We start from the raw sequence: 19,666 nt of genomic DNA, 5'->3' as shown, positions 1-19,666 counted from the left end.
TCAAGGTTAATTTAATGATAATCATTAAATAATTATCTTTTATAACTAAATATTAAATGCTAATCAATTTACCCAAAAAACGACTAGAAATAAACTGTACCCTATAAGATAGATACTTTGAACAAAGTCTATTTTATAGGGTACTTTTGACTTTCACAAAGTAACATGCGTAAATAACAAAAAAACCGAAGTATCTCTACTTCGGAAGCATGCTTACAAATCTTCTGTTTTGAATTCTGTGTAACCCTCATAGTAATAACTTGCGTCAATACCTTTGAAAAGACTTTCCTTACTTAAATCATCTGTCAAAGTGTTTTGAATTAAATATTTGAGCTCTCCTGTACTTACACTACTTCGTATCATTGCACTCAAATATTCGTCTTTATCAATGCTATTCCAATCTACAATTTTACCTAATTTTTGTTTTAGAATACAATCAAGCCAAATTCGTGTTGCTCGCCCATTCCCCTCACGGAAAGGGTGCGCCACATTCATATCAGCGTATTTGTCAATGATTTCATCAAAGGTATTTTGCGGAAGTTCATCAATATAGGCAAGTGACTGTTCAAGAAAGATACGAGGAGCAAATCTAAAATCTCCCTTTGCAATATTGACATCTCTTATCTTACCTGCAAACTCGTAAATTTCCCCAAAAAGATAAGCATGAATTTCTGATAAACCCTTGAAAGTTCCGACTTCAATTTCGTCTATCTTGCCTGATTCAAAAAGGGCTTTGGCTTTGATTTTAGATAGCCGTTCTTCTTGTCTGCTTAGTTCAGCTTGATTTTCTATGCCGAGTTTATTTTTTAATACCATTTTCAACCCCCTATATAATTGAAAGAACTTAGATCGTTAAGCTCTTTTTCTCATTGATTTCTCTGTTATGGCTTCTGTGAGCGTTTGTGAAAAATTCAAATCCATTTCTCGTCCTAACTTATCCGCCCATTTAGGAATCGTCAATGTTTTCTTTACAGGCTCTTGCTGTCCTAAGTACTCGTCAATGTTGACTGTCACCATGCTTATAAAAGACTGGCTAGGGTCATAATTAAATTCTGTATCATCTTTGTACGGGTTAGCTGTTTCTAATATAAGATTTGAAATTGTTGAGGGTTGAGGTGGCTCCTCACCATTTTCAATAAAATCAGCGATCGCAATGCCTAACCAATCCGAAGCCATTCTAATCGCGTCAGGTATGCTTGTGCCCTGTGTGCCTGACATGCCCCCAAAATCGGGAAAAGTAATGAAATATTTCGCTTCTGAACTTTCTTTATCGTCATAATAAAATGCTGCAGGATATGCAAGTAACATTTGAAAACCTCCTTAATAATCATTTATATGTTAGGAAGAATGAGGGCTATTTAAGCCCTGTGTCTTTCAGTATTACCTTTTCAGTCAGCTTGTTAAGCTTGCCTTTTGGAATAATTATAGGAGGTTGACATTCGGCATTTTTACTTTTTCATGTGAGCCTTTCCCTTGTTTTGGAATAAACGCCCCGCCGTTTTAACAAGTAATGCCACCATTTCACCTTGTGTCATTGGCACTCATAACAACCTCCTGACGAAAATAATTATAACACGTGTAGCACGTGTTTACAAATGATATTATGAAAATAAACAACCAAAAGAGGCTGGGACACAAGGATTTTAGCCAATGAAAAACCCGAACTATATCACGAAACGCTCTGCCTGTGTTTCGTAATTGTTCGGGTTTTCTGTTTATATTCATTGCTAATTTAAAAATTATACGTTTTTCATAAAGTACAAATTAGTTATGTCCCAGTCTCGGTGTGGTTTTTATAAAATTCATTTATTCTTTGATTTCCTTTTCCTACTTTTCCATAATACCCCTGTAAAAATCATGTTAGCTGCAAGAATTGCTTTGATAATTATAATAAATCGTTTGAAAAGAAGAAAACTAGAAAACCCCCGAAATGATGTTGTTGGTCCAACTATTTTAATATTTTCATTTTCTTTGTCATTGCCATTTATTCTTTCTTACTTTAGCATCATTAATTACCATTCTTTAAAAATCTCTCGTAAAAATCAATAAATTTCTTTAGCTCACTGTTTTCTAGTTCCAAACTCAGCTTCTCAACCCCTCCTTTTCTATTTCTCTGTAAGCCTTGACCATACTTTATACCAGCAAAATATAAAATATTTGTAGGATACATCAAACATTGAATAAGGTCTATAGTTTTTTCATGTTTGGCTTGTTTCTATTGGACTTTTTCAATAAAAAAACACTAGTTGATTCATTCTTTAACCGGATTTCTCTATTTCACCACAATGCTTTTCGAAATGAATAGCACCATTTCTCATACCCTAATCGCTCTTCATAAAAGCGATGTGCACTATTCCTTTGGATACCTGACTCTAAAGCTATATAGTGCGCCCCATTTTCTTTGCCCCATTGATGAAGATCATGCAAAAGTTTCTCACCATAGCCTCCTGAACGATACTGCTCATCCGTTACTAAATCATAGACAAAAATATGGCGTTCGCTATAAAAATTGACTCTCCAACTTAATCCAGCGACAACAATCATTTTCTTATTTTCAAATAAAGCGAATAACATATAGCCATCTTGAGTCATTTCCTTTAACAATTGGAGATACTTTTCTACTGTTAATTCCGTACGGAGCTGCACGATAACTGCAAATGCATCCATCCACTCCTGCTCCGTTGTTAATTGTTTGATGGTTACAGTCATTATTCGAACCTCCATTTACCAATATTTAATATAATGAAATACGCCATTATCAATTTTCATCCCAAGCTTCTCATATAGTTTTTGAGCACGCACGTTGTCTGTCGCTGTTTCTAAACATAGATAACGCGCATCGTTTTGTACACAATACGAATAGCACTTTTCAATTAGTGCCTGTGCTACACCTTGTTTCCTAACATGCTCAGCCACAAATAGATCATTTAAAATAAACGCCTTTTTCATTGCAACAGATGAAAAAGTAGGATAGAGCTGAACAAAACCAACTGGCTTCGCATTTAAATAAGCTAGGAAAATGACCGACTCCTCCTTATGTAAACGCTCTAATAGAAACTGCTCAGCCTGCTCTAAGTCAGATTGTTGACCGTAAAATTCCCGATAGGCATTAAATAATGGCACGACGTCTTCAACTGTTGCTAAAGTTACTGTACAAATCTCCATTCACTTATCTCCCCATTCCTTTTTTATATGTCATTCATGTATTATGATAAATAACAAACTGACATTTAAAAAGAAACAGTTCTAGACATTTCATCATGTCAAGAGGGGGGGAACTTTATGGAGGATTTTATTTTCTTATTCACTGAAAAAGAGGCAAAGTATAAACAAATTTATCAGCAGGTCAAATGGTTAATCGAACAAGGGACAATGAAAACAAATGATTCCCTTCCTTCTATTCGGAGGCTAGCCGAAACTTTACATATCAGTCGGAATACAACGTTAACTGCCTATGAGCAGCTCGTAGCGGAAGGATACATACGTGGTGAAGGACGAAAGGGCTATTTCGTCAATAATTTTGAGCAAGTATTTTTACAAGAGGAACGACCAAGCATTACTCAAAATACGAAAAATAATCGTGAAGATATCATCATTGATTTTCGCGCTGGCGCTGTCGATCAACAGCATTTCCCTTTAAAAATATGGCGTCAAATGGCAAATCAAGTGTTACCTTTGAACGAGTGCTATCAGTATGGTGACCCTTTCGGCGAGCCACTTTTAAAGGAACAGCTTGTGCATTATTTACTTCAAGCTCGTGGGGTTCATGTAAATGAAGAGGACATAATTATTGGTAGCAGCACGCAACAAATGTTAATTTATCTTGGCTTTCTATTAAAGCATGATTTCCAAAGTGTTATTTTAGAAGACCCTGGCTACAACGGTGCACGAGAAGTGTTCAAGCTACATGACTTTCGTATAGAGACATTACCAGTGTTGGAAAGCGGTGCACAGCTTGAGCATTTAGCGCATTTACACTCGCGTTTACTCTATGTCACCCCCTCTCACCATTTCCCATATGGGATTTCCTTAAGTATTCAGCAGCGACAAGCATTAATTCAGTGGGCCAAAAACGTCGATGGATATATACTTGAAGATGATAATGATGGTGAATTTCGTTATACGCAACAGCCGTTTCCTGCTCTCGCCTCCATCGACAAGTCACGTGTTATTTACATGGGGACATTTTCAAAATCATTTTTACCAGCGATTCGTTTAAGTTATATGGTGTTACCAAAAGCACTTGTTCAGCCATATAAAAAACGATTTGCTCATTTTGAACATAACGCCTCGTCCTTACATCAATTAACAATGGCGAAATTTATGGAACAAGGTGAATGGACACGACATATTAAAAGAATGCGTATCACCTATAAACATAAAATAAATACACTTGTAGAGGAACTTAACAAACTATTTGGAGAAAAAATTACGATTCTTGGAGAGCAATCTGGACTTTATATATTGGTCAAGGTGCATACCCAATTTTCAGAAGAACAGCTCATTCAAAACGCTCAACAATACGGAGTAAAGGTCTACCCTACGAGCCCCTATTTTCTCCAACAGACAAGTTCAGCGCCAATTATTCAATTAGGCTTTAGTAAGTTAAAAACGGAAGAACTTATCCTCGGTGTGCAACTACTAAAAAAAGCTTGGATTACAAAATAAAAAGCCATATCTGCAATGGTTATGGCTACTCATTTTCTCGGTAATCATATGTTTCATCTGGCACATTCAATGTCACTCCGTTAATACTGACCGTATCATCGTCGCTCCATTTAATGAATGCTTCATTTTTTCGATATTGCCAATATATTTTTTTAGACTTTCTTTTTTCATGATTGAAAATCAATTCTCCCAATACCGCATAAGAAGTCGTCGCACCCGCATCTGAAACATAAGCTTTCACTGTATAAGTTCCTTGTGGCGATGTAGATTCAGCAATCAAATCTTGTTTAAATCTAGACCAATCGAAAAATAACCAATAAATACCGTACCCTATAATACTAGCAAAAATCAAAATCCAAATAAGTAGCACTAGAAGAGTTTGTTTGTATACTTTCTTGCGTTGCATCTTCTCGGATTCGTTCATCGGTATCCCCCAATCTGTTTAATTATGAAACGATGTAAGCGAATTAGATGTTTCTTAATAAGGTAATAAAGTTCTCCAGAGCAGTTTTTTCGCTGTCCCCATGTCTTTTCCATTGGACCTGATCAGTTCTTTCGCTAATCCGATCACTTTTCCATTGAACCCGATCAGTTCTTTCGCTTACCTGATCACTTTTCCATTGAACCCGATCAGTTCTTTCGCTAACCTGATCACTTTTCCATTGAACCCGATCAGTTCTTTCGTCGACCTGATCACTTTTCCATTGAACCCGATCAGTTCTTTCGCTAATCCGATCACTTTTCCATTGAACCTGATCAGTTCTTTCCCTGACCCGATCACTTTTCCATTGAACCTGATCAGTTCTTTCGCTAACCCGATCACTTTTCCATTGAACCCATAAAAAAGGAATCTGCACAGGCTGTCTCTGCACAAATTCCCATATATTTTTTAAAAATAATCAATAAACGTTGGAATGCCAATTGGTAGTACTGTCTCTAGTAATGCAATTTCAATGGCATTGCCCTGTAAACGCTCAATTTTTTCTAAATAGCTCGGTCGTTTATAGCCTAGTAACATCGTGGCAAGAGTTTGGACCGTTAGCTGAACAGCATTTTCAGACAGTGTCTCACTCACCATTTCGACCGTGACTTGTCCATCTTGCTTTGTGATGACAAATGTGCCATTATTCCAAGCCACAATGCGATCAGTTACAGCGAGTCGAAGCTGAAAATCATTTCCCGTGAATGGATAGCGTAAAAGAAATTCTTTTACATCGACAATTCGTGCCATAAAATAAGGGGACACTTTTTGAATAATTTCACTATCTTCTAGTAAAAAGGCAACTGCTTCATTGCCAGTTGTTTTACCATAGACATTATAAATCATCGAGCTATGTGCGGAGACAAAATTCCATAAGCCTTTACGCGCCTCTTCCTGTAAATAGACAATCTCATCGATGTAGTAATTTTCCTCCATAATACGGTAAAACATATAACCTTGTGGCAGATCACCCTCATCATAATATACGGCTGCCTGGAGGTTCACATCACTATCAATAAATTTTTCTTCCCAGAAGTCTTCTTGAAACTTTTCATTCCAAGCAATGCTATTACGTACCATGACACCGTGTGTCTTCTTGGCATAACGTGCATAAATGTTCACAACATCTTCATGCTTCGGATCGACACGGCGAATTTTACCGTTTAAGCCTTTATGGTGAGGAAGCTGCGTATCCTTAATCTGAAATTCCACAATATCACTCATAATTTCCCAGCCCTTTTTCCGGTAATACGGGATCGAATATGGAAATAAATAGGATATACTTTGTCCTTCATTGCGCATCCGCTCCAGGCTCTCAATAATAAGGCTCTCCATCAAACCATGCCCAGAATATTCCGGGTACGTTCCGACCGCAGTAATGCCGCCCATTTCATAGATCCTACCATGAACATTTACCTCGAAAGGTAAGCTCAAAATTTGAGATACAAGATGCGAACCATCGAACCAACCAATGGCATGCCCCTCATTAAATTGCTTACTTTTGGCATTTACAAAGCGACGATCCTTATGAATGGACATGGACATTTGAAAAACATAATTAAGCAAATCGATTGACTGTCCCATTTCATCTAATCGAATTTCTCGCATGACTAAGCCTTTACGTTGATTCATGATTCTCTCTCCTCATCAAATAACTCTGAAAAAATGGATTCCGGTGCATTTAAAAAGCGCTTCGTGATAATGTAATGAATGGTATCCTCATAGCGAATACACTCAATGTCCCCATTATCAAAACTATAGATTGTCGCATTTGGATAGCCAAGCAAAATAGGTGAATGAGTGGCGATAATAAATTGGGCCTCATGCTCCAAATCCTTCATAATTTTAAGGAGACTAAGCTGCCTAGTCGGTGACAATGCCGCTTCAGGCTCATCCAATAAATAAATAGCTTTCCCCTTAAAGCGATGCATAAATAGCGATAAAAAAGACTCACCATGTGATTGATGATGTAAAGACTTACCACCAAAAGCGGTATATTTCCTTGGATCTTCTAACAAATCAATATGACTTGCAAATTGATAAAATGTTTCCGATCGTAGGAAAAAACCATTCGTCACTTTCGGCATCCATGACAAACGGATATATTCCCCTAGTGAAGACTCCGCCTTATGTACTTCATATAAATTTTGACGACCACCACCCGCTGTATTAAAATCACAGCGATCCGCAATTGCCTCCAGCAGTGTTGATTTCCCAGAACCATTTTCCCCAACAAAGAAGGTCACATTCGTAGGAAACTCTAGCTCTTGTAAATCCTGCAAACTTGGTATATTAAAGGGATACTGGTCTTTATCTTTAATATCACCCTGTAAAACCTTACATGATTTTAAATACATTATGTTTCCTCCCTTACTACTATTATACCGCGCTTATCCTACTCTGAAACCGCCCTTTTCTCTATATACAAGCTACACACCCCTAAAATCAATTTCGCCTTGGCGTAATTGCGTCCGGAGGCTTTATCTTCATCCAGTATGAGTTGAGATACATATTGAAAAGGAACCACATCGGCATTCATCTGATCACCTTCAGAGGTGAGTGACTCCTACTGAATGAAGATAAACAAAAGGCTTATTCTTATAAGGGAAACGGGCGAACACTTTAGCCTTGCATCAAACAGCTGAAAGAAAAATGTGAATATCGGAACAAAGCATAAACTCATCATTACGATCAATGCCGAACAATACTGAATACCTATCTGTAAAAAATACATTGGAAGCATGACACCTACTGCTATTACTGCAATTATCCATGAAATATTTCCCGAGAAATATTCAAAAAATATGTCGAAAGTCGCGAAAAAAGATAATAAAATTATGCCATAATAACGATTAGCTAAAATCATTGAAGTCGTCCAACTAGCCTCACTTAATCTCTTCGATTACATCCTACATAGGACAGCTCCAACCCCACAGCCAACACTTGCAATTAATGCTAAAATCACTGGCCATGTTATGTTCATTTGAACAGCTGATTTTCCACTAACAACTGCTACTATTAATATAATACAAGCGATCAATGTCCCAGTGGAAATTACCCATTGCGCTTTCGGAATTGATTCCTTAGCGAAAACGGCTAATACTAAGACAAAAAGTGGCCCAATACCCATCTCGAGTGCACTTTCAATCGCTGACTCTACATATTATCAATTATGCCTCGGCATAATTGCGTCCGGAATCGGCTTTGTGCTTGCACAAAGAACTCCTTTCCGAATCTGTGACATCCGCCGGAGGCTTTCCTTCTTTCAGCGGGTAAACAACCGCTGAAAGAAGGAAAAGCAAAAATAAAACCCTATAAAGGCTAATACGAATGCGATATTCAACTTCACTACATTATTTATATTTCCCTTCCACCGATTAGCTTGTTTCTGTTTCGGGCAAAGAAAGAGAAATAAATAGCTGTCATGAAAAAACTAATACCAGAAATAAAAATGTCGGTAATTCCTGCACCTGCTTCGCATAGAAAACCTGACTCATCGATGTTAGAAGCGCTGAAAAAACAAGTGCCATTAACCCCACTGTCGTTGCTTGTTTTTTTGTTATTCCCATCCCAATGTCCCCCTTTTTTCGACACTCATCTTTATGTTTTAATGTTTTGTCGATGTAGTTGGGCTTTCAAAAAGCCAATTTTACCGAAGCATTTCCCAAAAGAAAAAACCTCGTCTCAAAAAAACATAGAGACGAAGTTATCCGCGGTAGCATTCTGATTAGCTAAAAAGCTCACTTTACTATAACGGTAGCAGCCGTTTATGCTTACTTCCTTCAGCATAAAAACTCCTGGATGAGTTCATAAATGGTTTGCGATGATTTCCACCAGCCATCATCTCTCTAACAAACTACACCCATTACTACTTCCAATCATTGTTAATTTATTTTCGATACATAATCATCGATTTTCATATTATCATCAAGCGCTAAAATGCTTCCAAAATAGGCTCCGCCACCGTATAACAAATGTTCTAGATGATCGGTTCTTTTCATACATTGAGTAAAACCTTCCCCTTTACAATAACGAACAGTACTGGAAGGTAAGAAACTAAGCTTTTTTCTAGGTTTAATAAAAAAAGTTATAAGGAGAAAAAATATGTTTGCAACTCATTTTTATGAAAACAAAACGTCCGTTTTAAGTCAACTTCTCGTAAATTTACCTACTGTCGAAGAGAATATAAAAATTAAAGGACGAAAAGCAAAAATTGTTCAGATTACTCAAATAGACGACCACAACTATCATGTAAGTATCATTTTTGAAAAAGTAGCTAAAAAACAACCATTAAAAGAAATTGGGAAGAAAAAGAGATAGCTCTTCCCTTTATTGTGCTGACGCTATCGTTTCATGGTAGCGTTTTAACTTTTTAAAAGCAGGAATCGAACTCTACAAAACTTCCATTGCAAATTGTTCTCAATGAGTATAATTATTTCAAAACTAACTATTTGACTTTTTAATTGATAACGATTATCATTATCGGTAGATTATTTCTTTTCTCCGACATGCTTAATTCAGAATCCCCCCTATTTTTTTGAAATAAGCATGTATCAAACGGATATTCTTACATCAGACTAAGAATATCCGTTTTTTAACTCTTTTGTGCAAGCACAAAGCCGAATCGGAAACAATTATGCCAATGCATAATTAATGATTATTAATGGATAGATTTACATAAATAAAGGAGTTGTTTTACATGGATTATCGTATTGAAAAAGACACTATGGGTGAAATTAAAGTACCTGCAGATAAAATTTGGGGTGCTCAAACGCAGCGCAGTAAAGAAAATTTCCAAATCGGTACAGAAAAAATGCCAATTGAGTTAGTTCAAGCAATGGCCATTTTAAAGAAAAGTGCTGCGATCGCCAATAATAAACTAGGTAAACTTTCAGATATTAAAGCAAATGCGATTGTGCAAGCAGCTGATGAAATTTTAAATGGTCAATGGGACGATCAATTCCCTCTTGTAGTTTGGCAGACTGGTAGTGGTACTCAGTCCAATATGAACGTCAACGAAGTAATTGCGCACCGAGCAAACCAAATTTTACAAAATGCTGGTGAAGCTGATCGTATTCATCCTAATGATGATGTCAACAAATCTCAAAGCTCAAACGATACTTTCCCAACAGCTTTGCATATTGCAGCAGTGCTAAAGGTAGAAGATTATTTACTACCTCGTCTACGTTTACTAAAAGCAACACTGGATGACAAAGCAGAGAAATTCAAAGACATTATTAAAATTGGTCGTACTCATTTACAAGACGCAACACCGCTTACTTTAGGTCAAGAAATTAGTGGCTGGGCAGCAATGCTTGCTAAATCTGAGCATATGATCATCCAAAATATTGAATATATGAAGGAACTAGCGATTGGTGGAACAGCAGTTGGTACTGGTATTAACGCACATCCTGAATTTGGTGAGCGTGTAGCAGCGGAAATTAGTGATATTACTGACAAACATTTTACTTCAGCCGCAAACAAATTCCATGCACTAACAAGTCATGATGAAGCCGTTGTCGCACATGGCGCATTAAAGGCTCTTGCAGCTGACTTGATGAAAATTGCCAATGATGTTCGCTGGTTAGCAAGTGGTCCACGTTCAGGTATCGGTGAAATAACGATTCCAGAAAACGAGCCGGGCTCTTCCATTATGCCTGGTAAAGTAAACCCAACACAAAGTGAAGCGATGACGATGGTTGTTACACAAGTCGTTGGCAATGATGCAACAATTGCTTTTGCCGCTTCCCAAGGTAATTTCGAGCTGAATGTCTTCAAGCCAGTAATTATTTATAACTTCTTACAATCGACTCGCCTACTAGCAGACACAATGAAATCATTTAATGATCATTGCGCTGTTGGAATTGAGCCAAATAAAGAAGTCCTTGACCATAACTTACAAAACTCATTAATGCTGGTAACTGCCTTAAACCCTTATATCGGCTATGAAAATGCGGCTAAAATCGCGAAGAAAGCTCATAAAGAAGGCACAACATTAAAAGAAGCAGCAATTGCATCAGGGTTACTAACGGACGAACAGTTCGATGAATATGTGGACCCTGCAACAATGATTTATCCGAATGTAAAGTGACGGTTATGCAAGTTAATCACATAGCACCTTCAAAACATTGATATATCAACGTTTTTAGATAATACGTTCCATTATGTACTTAGCCGATTGTTGTATAGGGCTTTGTGGGGATAATTAATAAAGCTTTAGTAATCATGTAGGAATGTGTAAGTAGGATTGGGAATAATACCCCAGTCCTTTTTATTTTGCCTACCCCCAAAAAACATTTTCGGCGGTCTCTTTGGTAAATCCAAATTTGCACTCATAAAATTGATATGGAAATCCCTATCAGTAATTGTTTATCTCGAGTTGAGGCAAAGGGTCAATTCACCCTTTTGTTCAAATTTGAGGTCTTTTATCCCCTACAAACACTTTTTTCGCATAAGAAAAAACACTTTCGGCTGATCGAGCAGCTGAAAGTGTTTGAATTTACTTATTATTTTAAAATTTCATAAGAGTATCGACTACCATCATCAGTCGTTCCTGTTATTTTATCGTAAAATGATGATGGATCATCAATTCGTTGACTTCCAGCAATTTGTACAGCCCAATAGCGGACAGTCTTCCCTTTTGTGAAGAAATCGTTTGTTATTTTTTTGAATACGCCCTTTTCCACTTCCCTGTAGTACGATTCATATTTCGTTGGAGGTGTCATGATACCAAATTGTTCCGCTTTTACTAAATTAACAATTTGATCCCCCACTTGCCCTCTAATTGAACCGTTCACCATACTTTGTAAAGTTGTATTTTGACTTGGTGTTGTTGTGTATTCGTAATATATATGATATAAATTTCTATTTAATATTTCACCATCTAAGTTCGGTTTTGGATTCGTATAAAAAAACATATCCTTGTATATACCTTTTGCTTGCGAACCTCTTGTGTCCACGAAAATGGCACGTTCTATCGTGTTAATAGCACGTTTGTTACCTAAAGTATACGGTTTCCCTAACACATCCTCGAAACCACCTACTGCTTCTCCCGCAACAGGCAGCTTATATGCCTCTCCAAAGACGGATTTAACATATTCTTCTAATCTCATATTTTTTTCTTTTGCAGCTTTTTCCGTAAAGCTGTACCAAAAACTATTATCGTCATTAAATCGCGCTTTTTCATAATTTGTGAGTGTTAAAATATTTGTTCCTGTATTTGCAACCTCACGAAGTTCCTGTAACCCTATGAAATCAGATGGCGCCTTCTTCATTGCCTCCATAAAGCGGATAAGGATTGTTGCCACCTCGGCACGAGTTGTATTGCCATTTGGTTTAAACGTGAAGTCCTCATAACCTGAAAGTAATCCAGTACCTAGTGCTACCCCGATATAAGGTAAATCTTTTTTGTTTACCCCACCCTTATAAAATTCAGGAATCGGAATTAAAGTAAGAGTTGAATTCGCCATTTCTTCAATTGCTTTGTCATAATCAGCGTTCTCATGTGCTAAACAGTTCGCAAGCCAACGAGACATTTCGCCACGCGTCATTGGTTTGTTTGGCTCAAATTTGTTGTTAGCGAAATCCTCAACTTTCATAAACCCTAATGCTAATCCCTCTTGGATCGCATCATTAGCCCAATGTGTACCTGGAACATCATTAAAACTTGCAGTTGTTCGCTCACTGCTGTCAAACACTCTTGATAAAAACGTAGCAAACTCTGCACGTGTTACTTGTGCTGACGGTTTGTATGTACCATCTTCATATCCTGTTACTAGCCCTTTTTCAGCGACCTGTTTAATGGACTCATAAGCCCAATGTGATTTAGTTACATCTTTAAATGTAGTTTTTATTACTGGTGCAGCTTGTACATTTTCAGTAGCTACAGGAATAACCACTGCAGCCGCCATAACGCTTGTAGCTAGCGCTTTAACCATTAAATTATTGTTAGATTTCTTATGTAACATTTCATACCTCTCCTTATATACAAAAATATATGTATACACCAAATTTACCATATTAAAAATTATTATAGAATACATTCTAACTAAAATATAATATTATAAACACTTCTATTTACTTATTTATTTATTGATTGCAGAAGGCTATCTCTATCTTCTTTCCAGCTATAGAAAGGTATAAAGTGCTCACCATGCGCTTACAGATGATGATTAAGGGGGCGCCCTACAGCTTTACTATATGCCCCTACCAATACAGTTCTCTAACAATTCATCTCCTTTTTGAATAAAATTCCGATTACTAGTGACTATACTTTAAAGTGTTTGTCACTTGATGAAAGAAAAATAAAATACATAATCCATTTCTTTATTTACAAATGCATAAGAAAAAGCCACGCTCATATTGACCGTGACCATTTAGTCAATTTTCAATTATAATGTAGTTCATCATTGTTTAAAATACTTTAATCTGTTATTTAGGCTTTATTTAATCTTCTCGATAGTAGCTCCCTATTTTTAGCTAGACATGACACTAAATATTGTTTTATGATAAATCGATTAAAACAATTAATTACTAATAGTTGAGGGGTGTTCCTTAATGACAAATGACAAAATGAATCCGAAGGTTGATGAATTTTTAAATAAAGCTAAAAAGTGGCAGGAAGAATATTCGGTGTTGAGAAATATCGTTCTTGACTGTGAGCTGACCGAAGAATTTAAATGGATGCATCCTTGTTACACGCTTGAGAACAAAAATGTCGTATTAATCCATGGATTTAAAGATTATTGTGCGCTTCTGTTTCATAAAGGTGCCTTGTTAAAGGATTCCCATGGGATTTTAATTCAACAAACGGAAAATGTACAGGCCGCACGCCAAATTCGTTTCACTAGCGCTCAAGAAATAGTTGGAATGGAAACCATCATAAAAGATTATATTCATCAAGCGATTGAAGTTGAAAAAGCAGGTTTAGAAGTGCCGATGAAAGAGCATCAGGAATACATCATCCCCGAAGAACTTGACAATAAATTTAATGAATTACCTGCCTTGAAAAAGGCTTTTGAAGGATTAACGCCCGGCCGACAAAGAGCATATATTTTACATTTTTCTCAGCCTAAACAATCCAAAACTAGAGTATCAAGAATTGAAAAATACACACAGCACATTCTTGAAGGTAAAGGGTTAAATGATTAAATTTTTATAAACTTAAAAGTCCAATTTCTTATACATTATCATTAAGAAATTGGACTTTTAACATTATATAGAAAGATTGCCGATTGTTTATCATGGTAAATTCAACGCTTCCATTAACTTATCACTATTAATCAAACAGTGTATCTTTAGAAGGGTCCCTTAAAAATTCAAAAAGCATTTTAATTTGTGTATCTGTATTTCTCCCTAAAGAAAGCTTCGGTAAACGATCTTCATGATAAAATTTTACTCCTTTTGTTTCCAAACCATTTCTTGCTTGCCCGCCAGTAATCTCACATTGAACAAATAATTTATAATAATGATAGGCTTGAGGTGGATGCGGGTGCTTATTCATATCCAATAAAGCAAGCAGTTTCGTAGGAACTACATCGTAACCCGCTTCTTCTTTAATTTCTTTGACAATGTTTTCGCTAGGCGACAAACCTATATCACAGAAACCACCTGGCAAAGACCATTTATCATCAATTTTTTCTCTGACCATTAGTATTTTATTGTTCTGAAAAACTACACCTCGAACATCTATTTTTGGTGTTTGATAACCCGTTTCATTCGTAAATAAATCCTTAATTTTTTTCATTTCTATCCCGGTGTATTCTCTCATAATCTCGGCACTTAAATTTCTTAATTGTTCATAACGTTCAATATCGTAAACATCTTTTGAAAAAGTTAATCCTACTTGGGAAATTGATTGGATCTTCTTTGCCCATTCTAACCATTTATGGCTCATGACGAAAACCTCCATACCATTATAAGTACAACAAAGTGATGAACGGTGTTAGAACCCGTTTCATTCATTATAGATAATCTATAGTGTAAAATATTAATATTACCCCAACTATACACATCATCCAGGATAAAGCAGAACTTGAACCACTAGATATTTTATTTCGAAGATTTACTAAGGTTGGATTTATCCACTTTCCAAACAATTTATATCCTAAAAATAGTAGCAGAGCTGGTAGAACCATTATAATATTGTATGCTGCTAGTATTGGAAGCCACTGATAAAAACGCATATCCGTTGTCGTTAATAAGCCAATAGCAGCAAAATACGGTAAAGCCATTCCCGCCTCAATGATAAAAGTCGTAATACCAATAATAATAATGGAGAATATACTTTGTGTTTTAGGCTTTGGAATATTACTTTTTTTATTAGCAGGGATAAAAAAGCTAGCAGTAAATAATACAACCCCTACTATAAAGATGAACCAGCTAATTAGTTTATTTTGAAAAATGTTAGAAAATGCTTCTATAATAAAATTTAAGCCTAACATCATGATGATACCTAATGAAAAATAGAGTAGCCCAACTGTAAAAAGATATGCTAATAATCTTGATGTTAAATTTCTATTGTCTGTTAAAACGAGAAATAAAGTAACACCAATAATAGTAGGGCTTAATGTATCTAAAAGAGCTAAACCACCCAAATAAATTAATATATCCGTTCCCATCTTTCCCCTCCACATTTCAAAAGCTATGATTTATGTCCGAGATAATGTATATAAGCCTTTTCCATAAAGTTAAGGACTTCCTGATCCATCGGGTATAAATTATATTTTTCGGATTCCACAGGTGACATTCTAATGTCCCAAAGCTTATCTAAAAAAGCATCTTCGTCATTAAAGTCTTCATCTTTTTTTACATCCATTCTCTTAATAATATTTTGTATTCGTGTATTACTATAACCAAGGTGCATATGTTTTTTTAATTGCCCTACTAAAGCAATCCACTCTAAAGAATCTGGATCGCTACTACCCATTTTCGGAATTTTTTCTAGCGCTTCCGTATTTTTAAAATTTAATGTATCACGGTTATTTTTTAATACTTCTTTAGAATTCTGATTATTATATAAATCCATAATTTTTTTAATCCTAAATTCTTCCCCATCGATCGCTATACCGTTTATTAGTTCCCTTAAACTAATTTCTATCTTTGAAAGACGGTCCTGTTCACTAATAACATAAGATAGCTGTTTCATTAGACTATTCGACCAATCCCATTCTTCGGACTCTAACATCAGTTTGATCTCACTTAATTGAAATCCTATTGTTTTTAAGAATTGTATTTGCTGAAGTTTCTTTAACTCAGTGTATGAGTATAATCGATGACCTCCTTCAGTTTTTGATACAGGTTTCAGAAGTCCAATTTTGTCATAATATCTAAAGGTTCTAACAGATACACCACTCAGTTTTTTAAATTCGTTAATATGAAACAAGTTAATACCCCTACTTTCTTATTCATTTGTATGATTAAAAAACATGGTTTTTAATACGTAACCAATTCCTAAGCCAATTAATACCCCCGGAAAAGCATTATCAATTAATAAACCGACTCCTGCTCCAATAATAACGCAAGCATAAATAATAATATCTTCTTTCTACATAACAGGATTCTCCTTTTAAGTTAGTTTAAAGTAAAAGCTCTACTAAAAGTATAAAAGATAACGCAAGGTCACTTTCAAGTAATTTAAACATCCTGTTGGATAAAATTTGAAACTGACCTTACGTCATTTAATATAAACTAGGTTAATTATATTATTCATCACTAAAATGATTCCCTTTTGATTGTCTGTTTTCCACTGTTGTTGATTGAACAAATGGCAACAAAAAAACCACTCATTGTGGAGTGGTCATGTTTATTATAAGCTTTCGAAACATCAGTTAAAATTTAAGTCAATATGCTTGATCGGCCAACAGATGATACTTGTTGTACCCATTATTTTTTCTTTAGGGATGAAACCTACCTCAGGACTTCTACTATCAATACTTATACGACGATTATCACCTAATACAAAATAATGTCCTTCTGGCACCGTAGTTTCACCTAAGAGTTGGTCTAGCGTAAAATCATAAGTAAGTGATCCAGTATCTTTTAATTCCTTCTTGAATTGGTCTAAATAAGGTTCACTGAACTTCTCTCCGTTTATGTATAATTGATCATCTTTATACTCGATTTTATCTCCTGGTAGACCAATGATACGTTTAATAATATTTTCTTCTTTATTTTTGTTAAGAAGAACATTTTCAACAACAACAATGTCAAATCGATCAATCGACTTAAATTTCGGACCGATTCTGTTAACAATAACACGGTCTTTGTCTTCCAGTGTTGGCATCATAGAAGGACCTATTACGGCTACTGGCGTAAATAAAAACAGTTTGATGGCAAACGCCACCAATAAAGCGAATACAATCGCCTTTATCCATTCGACTAGCTCATTCTTTTGTTTTCCCTGAACTTTTTCTTCCAAAATTTCACCTCCTACTATTTCTCTTAATTAATACGAAAAAAAAGGAAAAAAGTTTCAATTTTTTGTTCAAATTGAAATCCCTTTACAAACAAAGGCCAAGAAGCCATTTTATGCGATTAATGACTATATCCATTCCTCTAACCACTATCGCTACCAGAAACGAGTAAACGACCTGAGTCCTATAGAATTCAGGTCTCAAGCCGCTTCATTCATGTTTATTATTCCAATTGATCTGGCGGAGTTCAGCATTCTAAATTTTTCTAATTTCAATAGTTGTTGCAATAGCACTTAAAATACCTATTGTTCCTAGAACTAATAACGACTTCGAAGAACTCATAATCCCCAATGTTAATCCTCCTACTCCAATAACCGTTGTTAAATACCTACTATATTTCAGTCTAGATTTTGTTACTTTTGGCGTTTTCACATTTACCCCAACCATCTTATTCACCTTATTCAAAGCAGCATCTAATTGTTTAATCATTTTAATTTACCTCCGTTAAATTTATTTTAATAAACTATTAATAGCTGGATTAACTAATAGCAAAAAGCTAGAAGTCAATACATATATCCCATATTTTTTCTTTTTTAAAATATAATACCACCCAATGATAAACACAACAAGTGAAAGTCCAATTGATATGTAGCTGAATATTAAATTTTCCATAGTATCTCCCCCAATCTTAATCTTTGTTTTTGCTAATTGATAACATTATTTTTCATTGCATTTTTGTTTGTTAAAGAAGATGAACTTGCAAAAATTTGATATAGAGAGTTCTCAAGTAGAAAGTTGAATATTTCGCACTTGTTATAAATTGAATCTTTTTTCATCGCTGCAGTATATAATAATGTACTTAAAATTCCGTATGCTTTTTCTTTTGGGATTCTCATTTTTAAATTTAAATGCTCTAAAACTTCATCAAAAAAATGCTTATCATTTTCTATTAAATTTTCAATTTTCTCTTTAGATAGCCCTTTAATAAACAAATGAAAATCTTGATTATTGAAATTATATAATGTAGGATGCTTTGCATACTCTTCAAAAAGCCAGTTCATAGCTTTTTTAAACCCTTCAATACCTGAGTTACTTTGTACCATAGAGTACCATTGTTTTTTCAATTGATTTTGAATCATTGATAGCACCTCTAGGAATAGCTCTTCTTTTGATTTATATAGCCTAAAAAAAGTTTCTGTTGATATGCCAACTTCTTTAGTAAGAGTAGCAACGCTAGTTAATTTGTACCCTTTCGCTTTCCAACTCTGTGCACAGTTTTCACGTAACTTTTGTTTAAGTAATGGAATATCTTCTTCAGTAAAATTTTTAGCCACAAGATCATTTCCTCTATTTTTTATCATTCAGATCAGTCCCTTTCAGTTCGTACTTTAATTGTACAAATCGTTTGTCTCTTTTTTCTTACTCAATCCTTACAAGTTTATTAATTTTGTAAAACTGAAGGTAAACCAAATGAAAAAGCAGAGAAATGGATTAGGCTTAATCACGCTGAAAAAAACCCCACACATAAGATTGTGGCAGGCAATAGAAATATTTTTAGAAACTTGTCCTTCTAAATATTTAATGGGAGACAAGCTTGCCTCCCACTTCATCGACATTTAATATAGTGCACTTATCAAAACCCCCGCCTCGTGCCAATACTTCTACCGCCGTCATTTTCCCAACGATCAATGTCCCAAACAACATCTTCCAAGCCGTCTTGTATTCCTCCGCTATGAAGGGTACCGTTTTTTACTATTACTATAGAAATAATACATCCTCCTTTTTTTATTAATTTCGCCTTGGCGTAATTGTTGCTGTCGCTTCGCTTTTCGCACAGAAAACATTTGTTGCTGTCGCTCCGTTTTCGCACAGATAAACATTGCGTCCGGATTTTGAATTGTTCCAGCACAATTCATTCCTTTCAAAATCCATTACATCCGCCGGTGGCTTTGGGCCATCAAGATGTTGGTCATTCAGTCGTTACCACAGGACGTGGCGTTCTTAGACTTAGTTCCTCTATTCAGTAGGTGTTTAACTGAATGAAGATAAATAGTTCTTATTTTTATATTATGTAAGGTCATTTGTTTTGTTCATCTCCGAATAT

General features: G+C 35.5%; 22 protein-coding genes, 1 pseudogene and 1 other annotated feature. Of the genes and pseudogenes, 6 read left to right on the top strand and 17 right to left on the bottom strand.

Annotated elements, in window-relative coordinates; genetic code table 11:
- Positions 1-213: 213 nt before the first annotated feature.
- The 4 genes from fic to ABE34_RS13255 all read right to left on the bottom strand — a co-directional run bounded on the left by fic (position 214) and on the right by ABE34_RS13255 (position 3,165).
- Positions 214-816, bottom strand: a complete 603-nt coding sequence (gene fic, locus ABE34_RS13270) for a protein adenylyltransferase Fic (protein WP_197143032.1) — start codon at positions 814-816, stop codon at positions 214-216.
- A 36-nt stretch (positions 817-852) separates the two neighbouring features.
- Positions 853-1,308 (bottom strand): type II toxin-antitoxin system HicB family antitoxin, encoded by a 456-nt coding sequence (locus ABE34_RS13265; protein ID WP_197143031.1) that lies wholly within the window; start codon positions 1,306-1,308, stop codon positions 853-855.
- Positions 1,309-2,277: 969 nt separating this feature from the next.
- Entirely contained in the window at positions 2,278-2,709 is a 432-nt protein-coding gene (locus ABE34_RS13260) for a GNAT family N-acetyltransferase (RefSeq protein ID WP_197143030.1), read from the bottom strand.
- 15 nt (positions 2,710-2,724) lie between these two features.
- A complete protein-coding gene (locus tag ABE34_RS13255) occupies positions 2,725-3,165 on the bottom strand; it encodes a GNAT family N-acetyltransferase (protein ID WP_197143029.1) in 441 nt (146 codons plus the stop codon).
- 117 nt (positions 3,166-3,282) lie between these two features.
- Between ABE34_RS13255 and ABE34_RS13250 the strand changes: the two genes are divergently transcribed.
- Positions 3,283-4,668: a PLP-dependent aminotransferase family protein gene (locus ABE34_RS13250; RefSeq protein WP_197143028.1), complete on the top strand. Its 1,386-nt coding sequence runs from the start codon at positions 3,283-3,285 to the stop codon at positions 4,666-4,668.
- Positions 4,669-4,693: 25 nt separating this feature from the next.
- On the opposite strand, the gene ABE34_RS13245 is transcribed toward ABE34_RS13250, so the two are convergent.
- From ABE34_RS13245 to ABE34_RS13220, 6 genes are all read right to left on the bottom strand, one after another.
- Positions 4,694-5,092: a DUF5412 domain-containing protein gene (locus tag ABE34_RS13245; protein ID WP_197143027.1), complete on the bottom strand. Its 399-nt coding sequence runs from the start codon at positions 5,090-5,092 to the stop codon at positions 4,694-4,696.
- A 177-nt stretch (positions 5,093-5,269) separates the two neighbouring features.
- Positions 5,270-5,491, bottom strand: coding sequence for a hypothetical protein (locus ABE34_RS13240; RefSeq protein WP_197143026.1), 222 nt, complete (start codon positions 5,489-5,491; stop codon positions 5,270-5,272).
- A 66-nt stretch (positions 5,492-5,557) separates the two neighbouring features.
- Positions 5,558-6,781, bottom strand: coding sequence for a GNAT family N-acetyltransferase (locus tag ABE34_RS13235; RefSeq protein WP_197143025.1), 1,224 nt, complete (start codon positions 6,779-6,781; stop codon positions 5,558-5,560).
- Positions 6,778-7,506, bottom strand: a complete 729-nt coding sequence (locus ABE34_RS13230) for an AAA family ATPase (protein WP_197143024.1) — start codon at positions 7,504-7,506, stop codon at positions 6,778-6,780. The genes ABE34_RS13235 and ABE34_RS13230 overlap by 4 nt, the downstream gene beginning before the upstream one ends.
- 545 nt (positions 7,507-8,051) lie before the next feature.
- Positions 8,052-8,279, bottom strand: a complete 228-nt coding sequence (locus ABE34_RS13225; RefSeq protein ID WP_197143023.1) for a hypothetical protein — start codon at positions 8,277-8,279, stop codon at positions 8,052-8,054.
- A gap of 292 nt (positions 8,280-8,571) precedes the next feature.
- Positions 8,572-8,718, bottom strand: coding sequence for a hypothetical protein (locus ABE34_RS13220; protein WP_197143022.1), 147 nt, complete (start codon positions 8,716-8,718; stop codon positions 8,572-8,574).
- A gap of 124 nt (positions 8,719-8,842) precedes the next feature.
- Positions 8,843-9,040: a binding site (T-box leader), on the bottom strand.
- Positions 9,041-9,253: 213 nt separating this feature from the next.
- Between ABE34_RS13220 and ABE34_RS13215 the strand changes: the two genes are divergently transcribed.
- Positions 9,254-9,469: a hypothetical protein gene (locus ABE34_RS13215; protein WP_197143021.1), complete on the top strand. Its 216-nt coding sequence runs from the start codon at positions 9,254-9,256 to the stop codon at positions 9,467-9,469.
- A 379-nt stretch (positions 9,470-9,848) separates the two neighbouring features.
- On the top strand, positions 9,849-11,240 hold the full coding sequence (gene fumC / locus ABE34_RS13210; RefSeq protein ID WP_197143020.1) for a class II fumarate hydratase: 1,392 nt from the start codon (positions 9,849-9,851) through the stop codon (positions 11,238-11,240).
- Positions 11,241-11,655: 415 nt separating this feature from the next.
- Here the strand turns inward: fumC and ABE34_RS25120 are convergent, their stop codons facing one another.
- The gene (locus ABE34_RS25120) at positions 11,656-13,116 is read right to left on the bottom strand and encodes an S-layer homology domain-containing protein (protein WP_241747103.1); all 1,461 of its coding nucleotides are present in this window, start codon (positions 13,114-13,116) and stop codon (positions 11,656-11,658) included.
- Between the two features lie 589 nt (positions 13,117-13,705).
- Between ABE34_RS25120 and ABE34_RS13200 the strand changes: the two genes are divergently transcribed.
- Positions 13,706-14,299, top strand: a complete 594-nt coding sequence (locus tag ABE34_RS13200; RefSeq protein ID WP_197143019.1) for a YdeI/OmpD-associated family protein — start codon at positions 13,706-13,708, stop codon at positions 14,297-14,299.
- 127 nt (positions 14,300-14,426) lie between these two features.
- Here the strand turns inward: ABE34_RS13200 and ABE34_RS13195 are convergent, their stop codons facing one another.
- The 4 genes from ABE34_RS13195 to lepB form a co-directional block, all read right to left on the bottom strand.
- Positions 14,427-15,044 carry an NUDIX hydrolase gene (locus tag ABE34_RS13195; RefSeq protein WP_197143018.1) on the bottom strand — a complete coding sequence of 206 codons (618 nt, stop codon included), beginning with the start codon at positions 15,042-15,044 and terminating at the stop codon, positions 14,427-14,429.
- 67 nt (positions 15,045-15,111) lie between these two features.
- Positions 15,112-15,768, bottom strand: coding sequence for a GAP family protein (locus ABE34_RS13190; RefSeq protein ID WP_197143017.1), 657 nt, complete (start codon positions 15,766-15,768; stop codon positions 15,112-15,114).
- 23 nt (positions 15,769-15,791) lie between these two features.
- Positions 15,792-16,532 carry a MerR family transcriptional regulator gene (locus ABE34_RS13185; protein ID WP_197143016.1) on the bottom strand — a complete coding sequence of 247 codons (741 nt, stop codon included), beginning with the start codon at positions 16,530-16,532 and terminating at the stop codon, positions 15,792-15,794.
- Positions 16,533-16,973: 441 nt separating this feature from the next.
- Positions 16,974-17,567 (bottom strand): signal peptidase I, encoded by a 594-nt coding sequence (gene lepB, locus ABE34_RS13180; protein WP_197143015.1) that lies wholly within the window; start codon positions 17,565-17,567, stop codon positions 16,974-16,976.
- A 112-nt stretch (positions 17,568-17,679) separates the two neighbouring features.
- On the opposite strand from lepB, the pseudogene ABE34_RS25115 reads away from it, so the two are divergent.
- Positions 17,680-17,772, top strand: a pseudogene (locus tag ABE34_RS25115) (IS3 family transposase); the annotation flags it as partial.
- A 45-nt stretch (positions 17,773-17,817) separates the two neighbouring features.
- Here the strand turns inward: ABE34_RS25115 and ABE34_RS13175 are convergent.
- Together ABE34_RS13175 and ABE34_RS13170 are read right to left on the bottom strand one after the other, a co-directional pair.
- Entirely contained in the window at positions 17,818-18,051 is a 234-nt protein-coding gene (locus ABE34_RS13175) for a hypothetical protein (protein ID WP_197143014.1), read from the bottom strand.
- A gap of 215 nt (positions 18,052-18,266) precedes the next feature.
- A complete protein-coding gene (locus tag ABE34_RS13170) occupies positions 18,267-18,923 on the bottom strand; it encodes a TetR/AcrR family transcriptional regulator (RefSeq protein ID WP_197143013.1) in 657 nt (218 codons plus the stop codon).
- Positions 18,924-19,032: 109 nt separating this feature from the next.
- Between ABE34_RS13170 and ABE34_RS13165 the strand changes: the two genes are divergently transcribed.
- Complete coding sequence (locus ABE34_RS13165; RefSeq protein WP_197143012.1) at positions 19,033-19,182, top strand: hypothetical protein; 150 nt, start codon at positions 19,033-19,035, stop codon at positions 19,180-19,182.
- Positions 19,183-19,666: the final 484 nt, after the last annotated feature.

It is taken from the genome of Lysinibacillus sphaericus (genome assembly GCF_015844675.1).
GTDB classification, from domain to species: Bacteria; Bacillota; Bacilli; order Bacillales_A; family Planococcaceae; genus Lysinibacillus; species Lysinibacillus sphaericus_E.
Note: the sequence above shows the minus strand (reverse complement) of the source record. Positions and strands in the feature narration are given on the sequence as shown.

Bases quoted from the DNA above. Each gene is read 5' to 3' on its own strand.
- fic (WP_197143032.1), bottom strand. From the start codon at position 816: ATGGTATTAAAAAATAAACTCGGCATAGAAAATCAAGCTGAACTAAGC.
- ABE34_RS13265 (WP_197143031.1), bottom strand. From the start codon at position 1,308: ATGTTACTTGCATATCCTGCAGCATTTTATTATGACGATAAAGAAAGT.
- ABE34_RS13260 (WP_197143030.1), bottom strand. From the start codon at position 2,709: ATGACTGTAACCATCAAACAATTAACAACGGAGCAGGAGTGGATGGAT.
- ABE34_RS13255 (WP_197143029.1), bottom strand. From the start codon at position 3,165: ATGGAGATTTGTACAGTAACTTTAGCAACAGTTGAAGACGTCGTGCCA.
- ABE34_RS13250 (WP_197143028.1), top strand. From the start codon at position 3,283: ATGGAGGATTTTATTTTCTTATTCACTGAAAAAGAGGCAAAGTATAAA.
- ABE34_RS13245 (WP_197143027.1), bottom strand. From the start codon at position 5,092: ATGAACGAATCCGAGAAGATGCAACGCAAGAAAGTATACAAACAAACT.
- ABE34_RS13235 (WP_197143025.1), bottom strand. From the start codon at position 6,781: ATGAATCAACGTAAAGGCTTAGTCATGCGAGAAATTCGATTAGATGAA.
- ABE34_RS13230 (WP_197143024.1), bottom strand. From the start codon at position 7,506: ATGTATTTAAAATCATGTAAGGTTTTACAGGGTGATATTAAAGATAAA.
- ABE34_RS13225 (WP_197143023.1), bottom strand. From the start codon at position 8,279: ATGGGTATTGGGCCACTTTTTGTCTTAGTATTAGCCGTTTTCGCTAAG.
- ABE34_RS13220 (WP_197143022.1), bottom strand. From the start codon at position 8,718: ATGGGAATAACAAAAAAACAAGCAACGACAGTGGGGTTAATGGCACTT.
- ABE34_RS13215 (WP_197143021.1), top strand. From the start codon at position 9,254: ATGTTTGCAACTCATTTTTATGAAAACAAAACGTCCGTTTTAAGTCAA.
- fumC (WP_197143020.1), top strand. From the start codon at position 9,849: ATGGATTATCGTATTGAAAAAGACACTATGGGTGAAATTAAAGTACCT.
- ABE34_RS25120 (WP_241747103.1), bottom strand. From the start codon at position 13,116: ATGTTACATAAGAAATCTAACAATAATTTAATGGTTAAAGCGCTAGCT.
- ABE34_RS13200 (WP_197143019.1), top strand. From the start codon at position 13,706: ATGACAAATGACAAAATGAATCCGAAGGTTGATGAATTTTTAAATAAA.
- ABE34_RS13195 (WP_197143018.1), bottom strand. From the start codon at position 15,044: ATGAGCCATAAATGGTTAGAATGGGCAAAGAAGATCCAATCAATTTCC.
- ABE34_RS13190 (WP_197143017.1), bottom strand. From the start codon at position 15,768: ATGGGAACGGATATATTAATTTATTTGGGTGGTTTAGCTCTTTTAGAT.
- ABE34_RS13175 (WP_197143014.1), bottom strand. From the start codon at position 18,051: ATGATTAAACAATTAGATGCTGCTTTGAATAAGGTGAATAAGATGGTT.
- ABE34_RS13170 (WP_197143013.1), bottom strand. From the start codon at position 18,923: ATGATAAAAAATAGAGGAAATGATCTTGTGGCTAAAAATTTTACTGAA.
- ABE34_RS13165 (WP_197143012.1), top strand. From the start codon at position 19,033: ATGAAAAAGCAGAGAAATGGATTAGGCTTAATCACGCTGAAAAAAACC.